The organism is Salinirubellus litoreus, from assembly GCF_037335815.1.
Classification (GTDB): domain Archaea; phylum Halobacteriota; class Halobacteria; order Halobacteriales; family Haloarculaceae; genus Salinirubellus; species Salinirubellus litoreus.
The window spans coordinates 510,722-526,860 of sequence record NZ_CP147841.1 but is presented as its reverse complement, the minus strand read 5'-3'; the positions used below and the strand labels follow the sequence as shown (position 1 = coordinate 526,860).

The 16,139-nt window shown below is 69.7% G+C and carries 15 protein-coding genes; 5 read left to right on the top strand and 10 right to left on the bottom strand.

Annotated elements, in window-relative coordinates; genetic code table 11:
- Position 1: 1 nt before the first annotated feature.
- Genes WDJ58_RS02695 through WDJ58_RS02685 form a run of 3 tightly spaced genes read right to left on the bottom strand, consistent with a single transcriptional unit; the run spans position 2 to position 2,444 of the window.
- Positions 2 to 1,309 (bottom strand): sulfatase, encoded by a 1,308-nt coding sequence (locus WDJ58_RS02695; protein WP_338916088.1) that lies wholly within the window; start codon positions 1,307 to 1,309, stop codon positions 2 to 4.
- On the bottom strand, positions 1,310 to 2,215 hold the full coding sequence (locus WDJ58_RS02690) for a glycosyltransferase (RefSeq protein ID WP_338916087.1): 906 nt from the start codon (positions 2,213 to 2,215) through the stop codon (positions 1,310 to 1,312). It abuts the gene before it with no gap.
- Between the two features lies 1 nt (position 2,216).
- A complete protein-coding gene (locus WDJ58_RS02685; RefSeq protein ID WP_338916086.1) occupies positions 2,217 to 2,444 on the bottom strand; it encodes a hypothetical protein in 228 nt (75 codons plus the stop codon).
- A 403-nt stretch (positions 2,445 to 2,847) separates the two neighbouring features.
- On the opposite strand from WDJ58_RS02685, the gene WDJ58_RS02680 reads away from it, so the two are divergent.
- The gene (locus WDJ58_RS02680; RefSeq protein WP_338916085.1) at positions 2,848 to 3,606 is read left to right on the top strand and encodes an alpha/beta fold hydrolase; all 759 of its coding nucleotides are present in this window, start codon (positions 2,848 to 2,850) and stop codon (positions 3,604 to 3,606) included.
- A gap of 218 nt (positions 3,607 to 3,824) precedes the next feature.
- Here the strand turns inward: WDJ58_RS02680 and WDJ58_RS02675 are convergent, their stop codons facing one another.
- The gene (locus WDJ58_RS02675; RefSeq protein ID WP_338916084.1) at positions 3,825 to 4,481 is read right to left on the bottom strand and encodes an HAD family hydrolase; all 657 of its coding nucleotides are present in this window, start codon (positions 4,479 to 4,481) and stop codon (positions 3,825 to 3,827) included.
- A gap of 96 nt (positions 4,482 to 4,577) precedes the next feature.
- Entirely contained in the window at positions 4,578 to 5,894 is a 1,317-nt protein-coding gene (locus WDJ58_RS02670) for an LLM class flavin-dependent oxidoreductase (RefSeq protein ID WP_338916083.1), read from the bottom strand.
- A gap of 209 nt (positions 5,895 to 6,103) precedes the next feature.
- On the opposite strand from WDJ58_RS02670, the gene WDJ58_RS02665 reads away from it, so the two are divergent.
- Entirely contained in the window at positions 6,104 to 8,011 is a 1,908-nt protein-coding gene (locus WDJ58_RS02665) for a PAS domain-containing protein (RefSeq protein WP_338916082.1), read from the top strand.
- 198 nt (positions 8,012 to 8,209) lie between these two features.
- Here the strand turns inward: WDJ58_RS02665 and WDJ58_RS02660 are convergent, their stop codons facing one another.
- Together WDJ58_RS02660 and WDJ58_RS02655 are read right to left on the bottom strand one after the other, a co-directional pair.
- Entirely contained in the window at positions 8,210 to 9,271 is a 1,062-nt protein-coding gene (locus WDJ58_RS02660) for a radical SAM protein (RefSeq protein WP_338916081.1), read from the bottom strand.
- A 70-nt stretch (positions 9,272 to 9,341) separates the two neighbouring features.
- On the bottom strand, positions 9,342 to 9,875 hold the full coding sequence (locus WDJ58_RS02655; RefSeq protein WP_338916080.1) for a BGTF surface domain-containing protein: 534 nt from the start codon (positions 9,873 to 9,875) through the stop codon (positions 9,342 to 9,344).
- A gap of 369 nt (positions 9,876 to 10,244) precedes the next feature.
- On the opposite strand from WDJ58_RS02655, the gene WDJ58_RS02650 reads away from it, so the two are divergent.
- From WDJ58_RS02650 to WDJ58_RS02640, 3 genes are all read left to right on the top strand, one after another.
- Positions 10,245 to 10,670, top strand: a complete 426-nt coding sequence (locus WDJ58_RS02650; protein ID WP_338916079.1) for a GtrA family protein — start codon at positions 10,245 to 10,247, stop codon at positions 10,668 to 10,670.
- A gap of 121 nt (positions 10,671 to 10,791) precedes the next feature.
- Positions 10,792 to 11,883 (top strand): DUF373 family protein, encoded by a 1,092-nt coding sequence (locus tag WDJ58_RS02645; protein WP_338916078.1) that lies wholly within the window; start codon positions 10,792 to 10,794, stop codon positions 11,881 to 11,883.
- Positions 11,884 to 12,104: 221 nt separating this feature from the next.
- Positions 12,105 to 13,157, top strand: a complete 1,053-nt coding sequence (locus WDJ58_RS02640) for a sensor histidine kinase (protein ID WP_338916077.1) — start codon at positions 12,105 to 12,107, stop codon at positions 13,155 to 13,157.
- Between the two features lie 28 nt (positions 13,158 to 13,185).
- On the opposite strand, the gene WDJ58_RS02635 is transcribed toward WDJ58_RS02640, so the two are convergent.
- The 3 genes from WDJ58_RS02635 to WDJ58_RS02625 form a co-directional block, all read right to left on the bottom strand.
- Complete coding sequence (locus WDJ58_RS02635) at positions 13,186 to 14,049, bottom strand: polyprenyl synthetase family protein (RefSeq protein WP_338916076.1); 864 nt, start codon at positions 14,047 to 14,049, stop codon at positions 13,186 to 13,188.
- 303 nt (positions 14,050 to 14,352) lie between these two features.
- A complete protein-coding gene (locus WDJ58_RS02630; protein WP_338916075.1) occupies positions 14,353 to 15,324 on the bottom strand; it encodes an electron transfer flavoprotein subunit alpha/FixB family protein in 972 nt (323 codons plus the stop codon).
- Complete coding sequence (locus tag WDJ58_RS02625) at positions 15,321 to 16,106, bottom strand: electron transfer flavoprotein subunit beta/FixA family protein (RefSeq protein WP_338916074.1); 786 nt, start codon at positions 16,104 to 16,106, stop codon at positions 15,321 to 15,323. Before WDJ58_RS02625 ends, WDJ58_RS02630 begins: the two co-directional genes overlap by 4 nt.
- Positions 16,107 to 16,139: the final 33 nt, after the last annotated feature.

The window sequence follows — 16,139 nt, the reverse complement described above, 5'->3', positions numbered from 1 at the left end:
GTCACACCGTACCCGGGTCGATCCCGCGCTCCTCGGCGAGCGTCGTCCGTAGCTCGGCCGTCCGGTCGGGTCGCTCATCGCCGAGATCTTCCCGCTCGCCGGGGTCCGCCGCGAGGTCGTACAGCTCCTCGCCGTCCGGCCCGACGACGAGCTTCCACCCATCCTCGCGAACCGACCGCCTCCGGAACCGCTCGTCGACCTTCAGCACGCCGTGCGGGTTCGACACCTCCGAGACGACGGGGTGGCCGGACTCGCGGAGCGCGGACCGGCCGCCGAACCGCGAGTCGGGTTCGATGCCGAGCAGGTCCGTCACGGTCGGTGCGACGTCGAGCAGGCTCACCTGCCCCGGGGTCCGACCGCTCGTGTCGACGTCGAACGACCCCCGCGCCTCGGGGGGGAGCCACACCAGCAGCGGGACGTGGACGAGTTCGTCGTAGAGGTGGGGGTGGTGGCCCAGGTGGCCGTGGTCCATGAACTCCTCGCCGTGGTCGGCGGTCACGACGACGGCGGTGTCGCCGAGCCGCCCGCGCCCTTCGAGGGTTCCGAACAGCCGTTCGAGCTCGGCGTCGACGTACCGCAGTTCGCCGTCGTACAGCGCTTCGAGGTCGGCGAGGTCCCGCTCGGTCAGGTCGGGATCGCTCTCCCCGGCCGCGAGCGCTTCGTTCAGCGCCTCCACCCGCGAGGGCGGGAGGTCGCTGTCGAGGTACTCGTCCGGCGGGAGGTACGGCCCGTGGACGTCGAGGTAGTGCGCCCAGGCGAACGACCGACCGGCGGCGTCGGCGTGCCAGTCCAGGAGCCGGTCGGTGGTCTCGGTCGCGTCGACGTACGGCTTCTCCTCGTCGAAGACGGCGAGGAACAGCCGCCGGCCGAGGCGGTAGGCCGTCTCGCTGCGCGAGAGCAGCGCCCCGGCCTCGGTCTTCACGCGGTCGAACAGCCCCGGCTCGTCGGTCTCCTCGAAGGAGTCCTCGAAGTGGTCGAACCCACGGTCGTAGCCGTAGTGTCTCGACAGGTAGGGGTTCGAGTGGACGCCGGCGGTCGTCACCCCCCGCCGACCGAGGTGCTCGGGGAGCGACGGTCGCGTCGCGGAGAACTCCTCGTAGCCGCCGAATTCGAGGGGATAGCGCGAGGAGAACAGCGAGGCGAACGAGGAGGGCGTGCCGGGCCCGACGGCGAACGCCGACTCGAAGACGAGCGACTCGTCGGCGAGCGAGTCGAGGAACGGCGTCGTCGCCCCCCCGTAGCCCATGAACCCGCAGTGGTCCGCCCGGAGCGCGTCGACGGTGACCAGCAGGACGCTCTCGACGGCCACTCAGACCACCCCGAGGGCGCGCTTGACCGGCTGCGGGAGGCGGCCGTCGCGCCGGCCCAGCTGGAAGCCGAGGAAGTGGACCGCGTCGTAGACGATCGCGTAGGGGAGCCACTCCCACTCGCCGTTCGAGAGGAGGTGCCTGATCTCCGCGGCGACGTAGGTGAGCCCGTTCGAGATGTAGGCGCGCTCGCCGTCCGGGACGATGTCGGCGTAGGCCGCCCCGTCGTCGTAGCGCCGCTGGAACAGGCTGTCGAGCGTGTACGCGTGGGAGTGGTAGACCGCCGCCGTCGGGTCGTACCGGAGGCTGTACCCCTCCTCCAGCAGCCGGATTGCGAGCTCCTTGTCCTCGGACATCGGCGTGTCGGGGTCGAACCGCACCGCGGACCAGACCTCGCGGGGGACCGCGGCCGTGACGTCCGAGACGAAGACGTTCTGGAGGTAGAACTCGCGGGAGTCCGACACCTGGTCCGGGGTGATCGTCCGTGGCTCGGCCGGGTAGAAGTACTCGTAGAAGAAGCGGTCCATCGGCTTGGCGTCCGGGTAGGCCAGCTGTCGGCCGTAGGCGACGCCGACGCCGTCCCCGTCGAGCGCGCCGACGAGCGACCGGAGCCACCGCTCGTTCAGCGGGCGGGCGTCCTGGACGGTGAATACGACGACCTCGTTCGAGGCACACTCGGCCCCGTAGTTCCGGGTCCGGGCGTGGTGGAACTCGTCGGAGGCGATGCGACGCACCGTCGCGCCGTGTTCGTGCGCCAGATCGCGAGTCCCGTCGGTCGAGCCCGAGTCGACCACGACGACCTCGACCGGCGCGGGGTAGTCCTGGTCGGCGATCCGCGAGAGGAGCTCCGTGAACTCCGAACCGGCGTCCTTCGTCGGGATGACCACGGAGACCGACGGCCAGCTCATCCTACTCGTTCAGGTAACCGAGCGACCGGAGGCGGTCCTTCACGTCGGCTTCGTCGACGGGCTCGAACTCCTCGTCGGTCTCCGACTCGACGTAGTAGAGCACCTCCTCCATCACGTACGTGACGTACGCCTCGGGCGTCTCGAAGTCGGTCCGGGGCAGGCGGCGCTCGACCCGCTCGACGAGATCGGTCGAGAGGGGGAGCGAGCGGCGTTCGTCACGGTGGCTCATACCACACGAATTACGATTACGACGGTTAAATCCAGCGCTTCGATACCCGAAGTTACTACGGGCGGGGCGGTCGGGGAGTACCGCCCCCCGCGGTCCCCGGAGCGAGCGGCGAGGCGCGACCCGGCGGCCGAGTGCTGTCGTCGTCGGCACGCCGTCGGGTGTCGACCGAGGGTCCGATTCGGACTCCGCGCTCGTCCGGCGGACGGCGAGACCGGACGGGCGACCACTCGCCCCCGCTCGCATCCGTCCAGGAGCTGGTCGGCAGGGGCTTCCGCGTGCCGGCATTAATAGCTTGCTACCCCCGGCAGACTTACGGCGTGGCGGGCGGGTCACGCTCACGTCACCCACGCGACCGCGCCGCGGCACCAGCTCTAAGCCGTCGGCCGCCGCCTCACTCCCCACCATGCTCGAACGTGTCCCCGTCGACGGGACGGATCTGTTCTGCTCGATCAACGGGGAGGGGCCGCCGGTCGTCCTCCTCCACGGGTTCAGCGGCAACCACCTCTCCTGGTGGCAGCAGGTCCCGACTCTCGCCGAGTCGCACCGCGTCCTCGCGCCGGACCAGCGGGGGTTCGGCCTCTCGACGGATCTGCCCGATGGCCCCGGTCCGTCGGCGTTCGTCGACGACCTCGAGGCGGTGCTCGGTGATCTGGTCGACGAGCGAGACGGCCGGGTCGCCCTGGTCGGCCACTCGATGAGCGGGTGGACGGCGGCCGCGTTCGCCACCCGCCACCCCGATCGGGTCGCCGCGCTCGTCCTCTCGGGGACGCCTGCCGGCCTCCTGCCCTGCGAGCGTCACGCGGAACTCCTCGCGGAGGCCGGGACCGTCCCCGATCCCGACCCGCTCGACCCCGAACGGGCGTTCCTCTCCGAATCCATCGCGGAACTGAACCGCCACGCGCACCCGTCGTTCGACGAGGTGCACCCGGCAGTCGAGTCGTTCGAGACCGACCCGGATCGGCTCGCCGGCGTCCCGACGTTCGCTCTCGCCGGCGAGTTCGACCCGTTCATGCCGCCCCACGCGGTCGAAGCACTGGCCGACCGCATGGAGGACGTCACGACCGCGACGATCGACGAGGCGGGTCACTCCGTCAACTTCGAGCGGCCCGAGGCGTTCAACGAGGCGGTCGGGGCGTTCCTCGCGGAGCGGGCGGGGTTCTGATGGGGATCATCGTAGCCAGCCGGAGGATTCGACCGTTCGACGTGGGTCACGGGGCGTGATTCTCGGCGGGAAATCCATGAACGACTACGACGATCCCTATGAGCACGGTCGTCGGATTCTCGGGCGCTCTCCCGTCCGCGAGGCGGTCCGGTACGAACGGCACCACGACCCGGCGAGGGAGACGCGTCTACGCGCAACCGGGTGGCGATCCGGGTCGACTAACTGTCGAGCAGCGCCGCCCGCAGCTCGTCGATGCCGGTGACGGTCTCGTCGGCCGCCGACAGGTCGGCCTCGTCCCCGTCGCCCCGGAACCCGACGGTGTAGAGCCCGGCGTCGACCGCGGCCCGAACGCCGGCCGTCGAGTCCTCGACGGCGACGCAGGCTTCCGGTGGGAGGTCGAGCTCGGCGGCCCCCCGCTCGTAGATCCCCGGCGCTGGTTTCCCCGGGCCGTCGATGTCGTCGGCGCTGACGACCGCGTCGAAGTGGCGGGTCAGCCCGAAGCGCTCGTCGACGAGCGCGATCCAGGCGTGCGGCGAGGAGGTCGTCAGCGCGAGGGCCGCACCCTCCGCCGCGAGCGTCGACAGCAGGTCGTGGGTCCCGTCGAGGAGCCGCGCCTGCTCGCCGTAGATGCGCTCCCCCGCGGACTCGAACAGGGCCTCGAACTCCGCCCGGGAGACCGCGACGTCGTACTCGGCCACGAGATCGTCGTAGACCTCCCGGTAGTTCCGCCCGGTGATCGCCGACACCGGGATGTCGTCGTCCGGAGCGGTCGTGGGGAGGATGTGCGTGCGCTGCTCCGCGACCCAGAACTCCTCCGACTGGACGAGCACACCGTCCATGTCGAAGCAGATGCCGGTCCCGGCGAGGGAGGTCATCTATGTACTGGATCGAGCGGACCGGATTGGGTCTTTCGACGCCACCCTCGGCCGGGGTGTCCACCCGCCCGAGACGGAGGACGTTCCCGGTCGGGCTCAGCCCTCGTCCTCGAAGTACGGGATGACCTCCTCGCCGAACGCCCGGAGCTGTTCGTCGGCCACCTCGCCGTCCACCCCCGCCGACTCGAAGAAGATGCCGAGGTGGAGGTCGTGGGTCCCCGTCTCCTCCTTCAGCGCGGCGATCCCGTCGACGATCTCCTCGCCGTCACCCACGATGGCGACCCCCTTCTCGATGATCGCCTCGGCGGTCGCCCGCTCGTCGACGTCGCCGGTGATGGCGCGGTTGAACCCGAACGGGCCGAAGTAGTCCCAGCCGTGTTCGAGCCCGAGCTTCCACCGCTCGAACGTCTCCTCGCTCGCCACCTCGGTGTTGAACACCCAGAGCCCGGTGGCGAGCCCCCGCCCCCGCTCCTCGTCCCAGCCGAACTCGAACGGCTCGCCGTCGTGCTCCGGGCGGTGGTCGGGCCAGCCCGCCGCCTCGGCGGCCTCGTGGTAGCGGGCCATGTTCTTGCCCACGTTCGGGTCGCCGAACGAGATGCCGTTCATCCCGTGTTCGGCGGCGTACCGGACCGACCGGTAGGAGGTGACCGGCTGCCAGAGTTGGGGGTGTGGCTCCTGGACCGGCTGAGGGAACACCGACAGCCCGGTCAGCGTCGACCCGCCGGAGACGACCGGTGACCAGAGCCCCGAGGAGTAGAGGTCGCCCTCCTTCCAGTCGATGTAGTCCTCCAGATCGTACTCGGAGGCCTCGTCCTCGAGGTAGCGCCGCTCCTGCTCGTGGTGCCACTTGGTGTGCTTCGGGGGGATCGAGTGGTACTCCCCCGTGTACGAGAAGGCGTCCTCGGTCCAGGCTCTCCGGATGATCTCGAGCTTCTCGTCGAACGCGACGCGGTTCTTCTCCTGGTCCTGGACGGTCCCGCCCCAGTACTGGCCGAGTATCTCGTTCTCCCGGGGCTGATAGCCACGACCCACACCTACTTCGACCCGGCCGCCGCTCATCACGTCGAGCTGTGCGGTCTGCTCGGCGAACCGGATGGGGTCGTGCCAGTTGACGATGTTCGCCAGCTGGACGAGCCTGATCTCGGAGGTCCGGGCGGCGACGGCCATCTCGGTCATGAGGGGGTTCGGGCTGAACTCCGCACCCGCCAGCTGGAAGTGGTGTTCGGTGTAGCTGATGCGGTCGAACCCGTACTCCTCGGCGAGCACACCGTGGCGCACCTGGTCTTCGAGCACCCGGCGGCAGTCCTCGTGTAGCTCCGCGATCGTGGCGTCGGGGATCACGAGCCCGTCCTCGCCGGTCCGCTTCAGTGGGAGGTTGGTCGATCCGTTGTGGACCACGGTGAACTCTGCCATACGACACGCGATTGGGCGGGTTCCCGTGATAAGGGTTGGTGCGGCGACGGGTGAACACGGATCGACCGACGTCCAGGGAACCGACGGGATCCGGCCGGCCCCTGGATCGGCGAACGTCCCGGGATCCGTCGACGATTCACTCCTCGGGTTTATATCCGAAGCCCACCCCCAATAGATCGATCACGGACGGCGGTACGTGCGGGGTTCTCATGTCAGAACGTTCCATCAGCACCATCTCGGGCGGGCTCGCCGGCTCCCTGCTCGACACGCTCGACGACCTCTTCTTCACGTTCGACGAGCGGGGGCGCTTCCACCAGTGGAACCGGGCGGTCGTCGAGGTGACGGGCTACGACGACGAGGAACTCGCCTCCATGAGCCCGGCGGACTTCTTCGAGGGCGAGGACGTCCGACGGGTGATGGCGGCGGTGGCCGAGACGTTCGAGACCGGTCGGACCAGAGTCGAGGCGTCCGTCGTGACGAGCGACGGCGAGCGGATCCCCTACGAGTTCCGGACGGCCCGGATCGCCGAGGGGATGGGTGCGGGGCCGGGCTTCTGCGGTATCGGACGGGACGTCACGGACCGGCGGGCGAGCGCGCGCGAACGGCGAGCCGTCCTCGACCGGATGACCGACGCGTTCTTCGCCGTCGATACGGAGTGGCGACTCACGTACGTCAACGACCGGGCCGCCGATATCCTCTCGGCGGCCATGGGTCGTGACGTTCCCGCCGCCGCGATGGAGGGCCTGGATCTCTGGGCGGAGATCCCCGGCGCCGTCGGGACGACGTTCTACGAGAAGTACCACGAGGCGATGCGGACACAGGCGGCCGTCACCTTCCGCGAGTACTACGAACCCCTCGAGATCTGGTTCGACGTCCGGGCGTACCCCTCCGGGAGCGGGCTCTCGGTCTTCTTTCGGGACGTCACGGAACGGCAGCGCCAGGCCGAGGAGATCGAATCCCGCGAGCGCGTACTCCGCGAGCTCTACGACGTCATCTCGGACGTGGACCGGTCGTTCGAGGAGCAGGTCGGGGAACTGATGGAAATCGGGCGGGACGTGCTCGGGACCGGCTACGCGACGCTCTCGCGGATCGACGGGAGGACGTACGTCTTCGAGCACGTGCGGTCGCCCGGCGGCGAGATAGCGGCCGGCGACACGGTCCCCCTGTCCGCGACGAACTGCGAGCGGGCGGTCGCCACGGAACGGACGCTCGTCATCGAGGATGTTGCGGGCGACGCCGACCTCGCCGAACGCGCCGGCCACACGGAGTGGAGCATCTCCTGTTACCTCGGAGCGCCGGTCCTCGTCGACGGCGACGTCTACGGGACGTTCTGCTTCTACGACGAGGAGCCCCGTACGGAGCCGTTCTCCGACTGGGAGGTAACCCTCGTCGACCTGATGGCGCAGTGGGTGAGCTACGAGCTCGAACGCCAGCGGACCAACGAGCGCCTCGCCCGCAAGAACGAGCGGCTCGAGGAGTTCGCCTCGATCGTCTCTCACGACCTCCGGAACCCGCTGAACGTGCTCCAGGGATCGCTCGACCTCGCCGAGGAGACCGGCGACCCCGAGCAGTTCACAGCCTGCCGACGGGCCGCCGCCCGGATGGAGGGGCTCATCGACGACGTGCTGACGCTCGCCCGGCAGGGCGAGACGGTCGAGGACCCGCTGCGAGTCCGTCTCGCGGGGATCGTCGAGGAGAGCTGGGCGAGCGTCCGGACCGACGGGGCCACCCTCCGGATCGAGACCGACCGGGTCGTCCTGGCCGACGAGAGCCGACTCAGACAGGTCGTCGAGAACCTCGCTCGAAACGCCGTGGAGCACGGCTCCACGGGCAGTCGGGCAGGACCCGACGACGCCGTCGAGCACGCCTCGGCCGGCGTCGTGGTGACCGTCGGTGACCTCGACGACGGGCTCTACGTCGAGGACGACGGCCTCGGTATCCCGCCCGAGGAGCGGGACCGCATACTCGAACACGGGTTCTCGACCTCGGAGGAGGGTACCGGGTTTGGCCTCGCCATCGTCGAACGGATCGTCGAGGCCCACGGCTGGACCATCGACCTCTCCGAGAGCGACGACGGCGGCGCGCGCTTCGAGATACGGGGCGTCGAGTTCGGGTAACACTGGGAATCGCTACGCTCCCCCTCGCGGCTCCGGGGCGATCGCCGTCGTCTGCGCTTCGCTGCTTACGGTACTGCGGTCGCCACTCGTGTGTTCGAGGCTCGCTCGCTTCGCTCGCTGCACCCTCGCCACTCGCGGGTCGCTACGCTCCCCGCTCGTTTCACCGGGGCCTCGCTCCCTGCGGTCGCTGCGGCCCCGCTACTCCCGGCTCCCCGCGGTCGCCGCTCGTCTTTCCGGGGCTTCGGTCGCCTCGCTCCCTGCGGTCCCGCCGTCCAACGGCGTCCGCTCGACCACCGTCCCGTCGACGGTCGGATACTGCTCGACGACCTCCCCCCGCTCCAGGTCGCCCTCATCGACCATCTCCTCGAGGAGCCACCACGCCATCTCGACGTGGTTCGACTTCACCGTGTAGAACTCCTCGGGGACTCCCAGTGCATCCAGTTCTGCTTCCGAGACCCACGCCTTCCCGTAGACGAGCGTCCCGTCGTCCGTCACGTCGTCGAACGACCGGCGGACGTTCTCCGCCATGCGCTTGAGCCGGTTGCGGTGCTGGGCGGCGTCCTTGAACACGCTCGTACAGAAGTAGACCTTCGGGTGGTCGCCCATCTCCTCCAGGATGCCGTGCGAGCCCTCGACGGCGCTCATGTGGCCCTCGCGGAGCTCGTACCCCTCCTCCTGCATCCGCCGGTAGTTCCCCTCGGACATCTCGAACTCGTTGATGTTACAGAACTCCGCCGCGCCCTCGTCGAGGAACGCCAGGAACTCGGGCTCGGCGCGGATACCGGGGATCTCGAACGCCGGGGTCAGCCCCTCCTCGCGGGCGACGTAGAGGATCTCCTCCCACTCCGTCCCGTGGAGGTCGCCCCACTGCTCGTAGGGCGGATGAAAGCGTATCTCGTCGAGGCCGGCCTCGGCGAGCCGCCGCATGTTCTCCCGGCCGCCGGTGATGCCCGTGTAGAGGTGCGTGTGGTGGTCCTCGCCGAACTCCTCCTTCAGCAGGCGGAGGTACCGCGTCGTCTTCCCCATCGCCTCCTGGGGCTCCCCGCCCGTGATCGAGGTGCCGAGCGCGTCCATCCGTTTCGCCTCCTGGATGATGTCCTCGTCCTCCTCGACGACCCGCTCGTTCGCGTAGGTGGTCGTGACGTTCTTGCGGTTTTCGCCGAGGGGACAGTAGAAACAGTCGCGCTGGTCGCAGTAGCCGTAGACGAACAGGACCATCTTCCCGCCCTTGGCACACTGCTCGCAGCCCTTCGATATCATTCGCTTGTCCCCGATACCGGACGAGAGGGGAAAAGTCGTGCGTCTCGTCCCGACGGATCGTCCGTTCCGGCTACGCTCGCCGGCTGACGATCAGCGCCGTTCCGACCGCGGCCACGACCGCCGCGAGGGCACCGAAACCGGGACCGTCACCCGAACTCGTGTTCGCAGGGGTAGGCGACCCCGTCGCCGGGGTGGGGCTCGCCGTCGGCGTCGACTCGGCGACGAGCCGGGTGGGCACCTCGGTCAGCCGCTCGCCGTCCGCGCGGACCGTGAGCGTGGCGTTCGTCCCGTCCGTGACCTCCGAGAGGTCGAACGTGGCGACGAACCGCCCGTCCTCGCGCACGGTCGTCGCGTTCGTGAACAGGAACGGGCTCTCGCCCGAGGACTTCATGGCGACCGTCAGGTTCGATCCCGCCTCCAGCGACGTCTCCCCGGTGACCGTCGCGTTCGGACCGGTCACGAGCGTCGCGGCCTCGCCGTCGTGGTCGACCGTCGCGTTCTCGGCCTGTGCGGCCGGCGATGCACCCGTCGCGGTGGCGACCCCCGCGCCCGCGACCAGCAGGGTCGCGAGCACGAGGAGCGCCGCAGTCCTGCGTGCGTACATGGTGGAGGGCCGTTCGAACTCCGACCACCCTCGCGAGTGGTCTCGGTCGAGGGTGCGGTGGGCGGTTCGAAGGGCCTTCGGGTGACTCAAACGGCTCTCGAAGCCTGTCGCCTACCCGTCGTCACAGTGTACCGGCCCCGGAACACCGAAGCCGGTCGCCATCCGCAGGCCCCCATCGTCGTGAGAGTCTCCACCCTCGGTATCGCGGACGCCAGCGCCACCGATCCGCGCCGGGATCGAGCGCCGATCCGGCCGAACACGGCGTGAACTGGTAGTGTGCGCCCCGCCCCCGGTGTCGGCGCGGGCGACGAACGGGCAGGTACCGCCGCGAACGGGAGATGATTTATGGGATGAGTCGAACGTAGACGTATGTCCGTCTCCGTAGGGCACCCCTTCGACGGACTCGCCACGGACCGCCTCTGGCGGTTCTGTGTCGTCGGTGTCCTCGCTACCGGCCTCCAGACCGCGCTCCTCTGGGCGTTCGTGGAGGTCGGTGACCTCTACTACCTCCTCGCGACGGTGGTCGCCATCGAGATCACCATCCTCTCCCAGTACGTGATCAACAACGCCTGGACGTTCCGCGACCGCTCGAACGACGGCCTGCGGCCGTTCCTCGGGGGGCTGTTCCGGACCAACCTCGTCCGCGGGTCGGCCATCCCGATCCAGGCCGGCCTGCTGTTCGTCTTCGTCGACGCCCTCGGACTGATGTACCTCGTCGCGAACCTCGTCGCGGTCTCCATCTCGGGGGTCTACCGCTACGCCCTCGACTCGCGCTGGACGTGGGGAGCGACCTGAGTGACGATCGGCGCGCAGTCTCGTGGAGGTGATGCGTGCGATACGTCGCTCCCGGAAGCGTGTCACCAGGTGACGCACGCGAAAGAGGGTTAACCGGGGAGGGCGTAGCACGATCCGAGCCGTGCTGCTCGTACTGTGCGTGGACCTCGACGACGACCTCGGTCGGAAGACCGGTCACCGGACGCCGGTCATCGGCCGGGAGGCCGTAAAGCGGGCGGCGACCGACCTCGCCACCGTCGACCCCGAGGACTCCGACGTGAACGTGATGTTCGCCGGGATCCACCTCTACGACTCCATCGACGACGAGGCCGTCGAGGTGGCCGCGGTCACGGGGACCGCCGGGAGCGACGTCGCCGCCAACCGGAAGGTCGGCGACGAGGTCGACACCGTCCTCGCCTCCCTGACCACCGGCGAGGACGTCCGCGCGCTCGTCGTCACCGACGGCGCACAGGACGAGTCGGTCGTCCCGGTCATCCGCTCGCGGGTGCCAATCGACGGCGTCCGCCGGGTGGTCGTCCGGCAGGCCCAGAACCTGGAGTCGATGTACTACACGATGAAGCAGGTGCTCGACGACCCCGAGACGCGCGGGACGATACTCGTCCCGCTCGGCATCCTGCTCCTGATCTACCCCATCGCCATCCTCGCGGACTCGATCGGGCTCCCCGGATCGACGCTCGGTGCCGTCTCCGCGCTGCTGGGGCTCTACGTCCTCGCCCGCGGGCTCGGCCTCGAGGAGACCGTCGACGACGCGTTCGAGGGCGTGCGGGAGGCGCTGTACGGCGGGCGCGTCCAGCTGGTCACCTACTTCGTGGCTGCCGCCCTCTTCCTCGTAGGGGGGTTCAGCGGTGTCGAGTCGGTCGAGAGCGTCCGGGCCGGCAGCCCGGAACTCCCCGTCGGCGTCATCGCGGCCGCGGCCGTCTACGGCGCGGTCCAGTGGGTCGCCGCCGCCGGCGTCATCGCCTCGCTCGGGCGGATCACCGACGAGTACCTCTCGGGGGGGTTCCGCTGGCGCTACCTCAACGCGCCGTTCTACGTGCTCGCTATCGCGCTCGTCGCCCACGCGCTCGCGGCGTTCTTCCTCGGCGCGGTCGAACTGTCGTACCTCGCCGCGGCGCTCGCCGGGGGGACGCTGCTCGGCGTGATGAGCACGCTCGCGTTCGCCGTCGCCGAACAGCGCTTCCCACGCCCGCCGGACGTCGAGGCCGCACAGTAGGCCCGGGAGCGTGCTGTCACGGCCCGGCCCCTCGGTCGGTAACTGCGAGCGGTTCACCACGTCGTGCCGGACGCTCGGGGACGCCGCCGGGCGTGCATCCTCGCCTCGGGGGCCGTAAGGGTGGACCGACGGGAGCGGCGTTGACACACCGCGTGGTCGAGTGTCGATGTTTACTGACGGGGTCGTCAGTGGTTTGTGGCTCCGTCGACGAGGTACCCGGCATGGAGGAGGAGCCCGCCCCGGACGAACAGCGGCGGATGCTGGCGCAGCTGTTCGAGAGCACCTCCGACGTGGTGTGGATGTTCTCCGACGACTGGGAGGAGGTGATCTTCGTCAACGACGCCTACGAGGACCTGTGGGGCCGGTCGACGGAGGTCCTCGAACGGGACGGGACGGACTTCCTCGAGGGTGTCCACCCGGACGACCGCGAGGCGCTCCGGGCCGCGATGGAGCGGATCTCCGGCGGTGAGCCGAGCGAGGTGGAGTACCGCGTCAACCCGGAGCAGGGGTATCGGCGGTGGGTGTGGAGTCGCGGACGACCGATCTACGACGACGACGGCGAGATCACCCGCGTCGCGGGGGTGACCCGCGACGTAACCGAGCGCAGGCGGTACGAGGAGGAGCTCCGTCGGCAGAACGAGCGGCTCGACGAGTTCGCGAGCATCGTCTCCCACGACCTGCGGAGCCCGCTGAGTGTCGCGCAGGGCCGGGTGAGCCTCGCACGGGACGAGTGTGACTGCGACCAGCACCTCGACCCGATTGCCGACGCCATCGATCGGATGGGGTCCATCGTCGACGATACGCTCGTCCTCGCCCAGCAGGGGCGTACCGTCGACGACCTCGAGTGGATCGACGCCGCGTCGCTCGCCGAGGAGTGCTGGCGGATGGTCGGTGCCGCCGACGCGGACGCCACCCTCGAGGTCGACGAGCCGTTCCGGCTCCGAGCCGATCCCGACCGTCTCCGACACGCGCTCGAGAACCTGCTGGGTAACGCGCTGGAGCACGGAGTCGACGACCCCACGGTCCGGATCGGACCGACCGGCGAGACGGAGTTCCGCGTCGAGGACGACGGCCCCGGCATCCCCCGCGAGGAGCGCGAGGAGGTGTTCGAGCCCGGATACTCGACGGCGGAGGACGGGACCGGCTTCGGCCTCGCCATCGTCCGACGGGTCGCCGACGCCCACGGCTGTGACGTCGCCGTCACCGGGGGAGCCGACGGGGGTGCCCGGTTCGTGTTCTCGGACGTCGAACTCGGCCCCGATCACGACCCGTGAAACCGCGCAACGGGCGTGTAAGTGAGGCCTATCGTTCGCGCACGACGACGAACTCCGCGAGGTCACGCAGGTAGTCCATCGCGCGGGAGTCCCCCGTGTCGACGGCGTCGAGCGCCCGGAGTGCGTCGGCGCTCCGTTTCTGTGCCCGGCGGTTGGCCTCCTCGGGGCTCATGTCGGTGATGCGGACGAGCGAGGGCCGCTCCATCTCGGCGTCCTGTCCCGTCGGCTTGCCGAGGTCGTCGGCGTCGGCCGTCGCGTCGAGCACGTCGTCGCGGATCTGGAACGCGATGCCGACCTGCTCGGCGTAGCGCCCGAACGACTCGACGGTGTAGGGGTCGGCGTCGGCGGCGATCGCTCCGAGCTCGGCGGCGGCGCGGAACAGCGCCCCCGTCTTCCGGCGCGCGAGCTCGACGTACTCCGCCTCGTCGGTCGGCCGGTCGACCAGTTCGGTCGCCTCCCCCTCGCCCAGTTCGACCATCGCCTCCGCGACGGCCTGCATCGCCTCCTCGTCGGCGGAGAACAGCGCGAACGCCTCGCCGAGCAGGCCGTCGCTCGCGATGATCGCCGTCCCGTGGCCGTACTCGGCGTGGGCGGCGGGCACGCCGCGCCGGAGCGCCGCGCGGTCGATGATGTCGTCCACGACGAGCGATGCGTTGTGGACGAGTTCGATCCCGACCGCGAAGTCGAGCGCCGTTCCGGTGGTGTCGCCCTCGAGCCCCGGATCCCCGCCCGCCGCCTCGCAGGCGAGGACCGTCACCGTCGGCCGGACGCGCTTGCCCCCCGACAGCGAGACGTGCCGGACCTGTTCCGCCAGCGCCGCCGGCTCCACGTCGTCGAGAACCGACTCCAGCCGCTCCTCGATGCGGGCCCGGCGGCGCTCGAGGTACTCCATCGCTTAAATAGACGGCCGGTCCGGGCAAGTAGGTGACGGAAGCGGTCGACCTCGAAAAGGCGTGGGCATTCCGAGGGTCGCTCACGGACGACTCCGGGCTCCGGGGAGCCGGGTCGGATCTCGAATCTGCTGTCGGGTTCTCTCCCCACCGCGATCCACAGCCGCGTTCGGGGATCCCAGCTCGCCGACTCGCGGCCGGGGGAGTCCCCTCTGCGTGTCATCCTCCCCTGACCGTACCGCCCTTCGCCGCCGGGGTGAGCCACGGCTCGACGGGTGGAGAATGGGAGGTCCTGGGGATCGGACTCAGACCTCGGGGGCCTCGCCGCCGAACTCCTCGATGAGTTCGGGGACGACCTCGAACAGGTCGTCGACGATGCCGTAGTCCGCGAGGTCGAAGATGGGGGCGTTCGGATCGCTGTTGATGGCGATGATCGTGTCGCTCCCCTTCATGCCGGCGACGTGCTGGACCGCCCCGGAGATGCCGATGGCGATGTAGACGTCTGGGGTGACGACCTTGCCCGACTGACCGACCTGACGGTTCTTCGGCAGCCAGCCGTTGTCGACGATGGGTCGTGAGGACGACAGCGTCGCGTCGAGGGTGTCGGCGAGTGCCTCGACCAGCGGGAGGTTCTCCTCGTCCTCGATGCCGCGCCCGATGGAGACGAGCACGTCCGCCTCGGTGATGTCGACGTCGCCGCCGGCGACCTCCTCGAAGCCGTTGACGGTCGTCCCGATCCGCGACTCGTCGATCTCGACGTCCATCGCCTCGACCGTCGCGTCGCCCGTCCCCTCCGCCTGGGGCCACTCGGCGGGACGGATCGTCAGGGCGTAGGAGTCGGCGTCGATCCCGTAGGTGGTCTCGACCTTCCCGCCGTACTGTTCGCGGGTGACCTCGATCCCGTCCTCGGTGTCGAACCCGACGACGTCGGTCACGAGCGGGAGGTCGAGCGAGCCGGCGACGGCCGGGGCGTAGTCGAGCCCGTTGACCGTGTTCGGCATCAGCAGCGCCGTCGGCGAGAGTTCGCCGTAGGCCGCCTCGATGGCCTGCGTGTAGACGCCGTGGTTGAACTCCTCGCCCGCGTCGACCGTGTGGACGGCGTCGACGCCCTCGCGGTTCAGCTCGTCGGCGAACGTCCCGACGTCGCCGTTGATAACGAGCAGGTGGAGCTCGCCGCCGAGGTCGTCCGCGAGCCCCCGGCCGGCCGTGATCATCTCGTATGAGACGTCACGGAGGGTCCCCCGTCGGGACTCGGTGACGGCGAGTACGTCGGTCATCCCTCGACCACCCCCTTCTCGCGGAGGAACGTGGCGAGCTCGTTCGCCGTCTCGTCGGCCGAGCCCTCCCAGATGGTGGCATCGCTCTCGGACTCGGGCTCGTACATCGAGGTGCGATCGACGGGCGTCTCGAGCACGCCGGCGTCGAACCCGAGGTCGGAGAGCCCCTTCACGTCGAGCTCCTTGCGCTGTGCCTGGCGGATACCCCGGAGGCTGGCGTAGCGGGGCTCGTTGATACCCGTCTGGATGGTCAGGACGGCGGGTAGCTCGACGTCGGTCAGCTCCTCGATGCCCCCCTCGAGTTCGCGGTGGACGTGGGCGGTCTCGTCGAGGTCGAGGGAGTTGACGACGGCGGCCCACTCGTAGCCGACCCGTTCGGCGAGCGCGACGCCGGTCCCGCCGTAGGCGTCGTCGCCCGACTGGACCCCCGTGAGCACGAGGTCCGGGTCCTCCTCCTCGACGACCGTGGAGAGGATCTCGGCCTTCGTGCGGACGTCGAGGAACTCGGCGGCCTCGACGTCGTCGTCCCAGATCCGGAGCGCGCGGTCCGCGCCCTTCGCCAGCGCCATCCGGATGGTTTCCTCGCTCCGCTCGGGACCGATGGTGACCGTGACGACCTCCACGTCGTCGCTCTCCTCGGAGATCCGGACCGCCTCCTCGACGGCGTAGTCGTCCCACTCGTTGAGGTCGTAGTCCAGGTAGCGGCTGTCGATGTCGAGCCCGTCGATCTCGAACTCGTCTTCGACCTCCGCCACCTCCTTCACGGTGACGAGTATCTTCATGGCTGTAGTCGATCACACGTCGCGTTCGTCGGC

What these genes read in the sequence shown, in the direction of transcription:
- WDJ58_RS02675 (WP_338916084.1), bottom strand. Translation starts at nt 4,481, where the DNA reads ATGACCTCCCTCGCCGGGACCGGCATCTGCTTCGACATGGACGGTGTG.
- WDJ58_RS02655 (WP_338916080.1), bottom strand. Translation starts at nt 9,875, where the DNA reads ATGTACGCACGCAGGACTGCGGCGCTCCTCGTGCTCGCGACCCTGCTG.
- WDJ58_RS02665 (WP_338916082.1), top strand. Translation starts at nt 6,104, where the DNA reads ATGTCAGAACGTTCCATCAGCACCATCTCGGGCGGGCTCGCCGGCTCC.
- WDJ58_RS02670 (WP_338916083.1), bottom strand. Translation starts at nt 5,894, where the DNA reads ATGGCAGAGTTCACCGTGGTCCACAACGGATCGACCAACCTCCCACTG.
- WDJ58_RS02625 (WP_338916074.1), bottom strand. Translation starts at nt 16,106, where the DNA reads ATGAAGATACTCGTCACCGTGAAGGAGGTGGCGGAGGTCGAAGACGAG.
- WDJ58_RS02650 (WP_338916079.1), top strand. Translation starts at nt 10,245, where the DNA reads ATGTCCGTCTCCGTAGGGCACCCCTTCGACGGACTCGCCACGGACCGC.
- WDJ58_RS02640 (WP_338916077.1), top strand. Translation starts at nt 12,105, where the DNA reads ATGGAGGAGGAGCCCGCCCCGGACGAACAGCGGCGGATGCTGGCGCAG.
- WDJ58_RS02680 (WP_338916085.1), top strand. Translation starts at nt 2,848, where the DNA reads ATGCTCGAACGTGTCCCCGTCGACGGGACGGATCTGTTCTGCTCGATC.
- WDJ58_RS02630 (WP_338916075.1), bottom strand. Translation starts at nt 15,324, where the DNA reads ATGACCGACGTACTCGCCGTCACCGAGTCCCGACGGGGGACCCTCCGT.
- WDJ58_RS02660 (WP_338916081.1), bottom strand. Translation starts at nt 9,271, where the DNA reads ATGATATCGAAGGGCTGCGAGCAGTGTGCCAAGGGCGGGAAGATGGTC.
- WDJ58_RS02690 (WP_338916087.1), bottom strand. Translation starts at nt 2,215, where the DNA reads ATGAGCTGGCCGTCGGTCTCCGTGGTCATCCCGACGAAGGACGCCGGT.
- WDJ58_RS02685 (WP_338916086.1), bottom strand. Translation starts at nt 2,444, where the DNA reads ATGAGCCACCGTGACGAACGCCGCTCGCTCCCCCTCTCGACCGATCTC.
- WDJ58_RS02635 (WP_338916076.1), bottom strand. Translation starts at nt 14,049, where the DNA reads ATGGAGTACCTCGAGCGCCGCCGGGCCCGCATCGAGGAGCGGCTGGAG.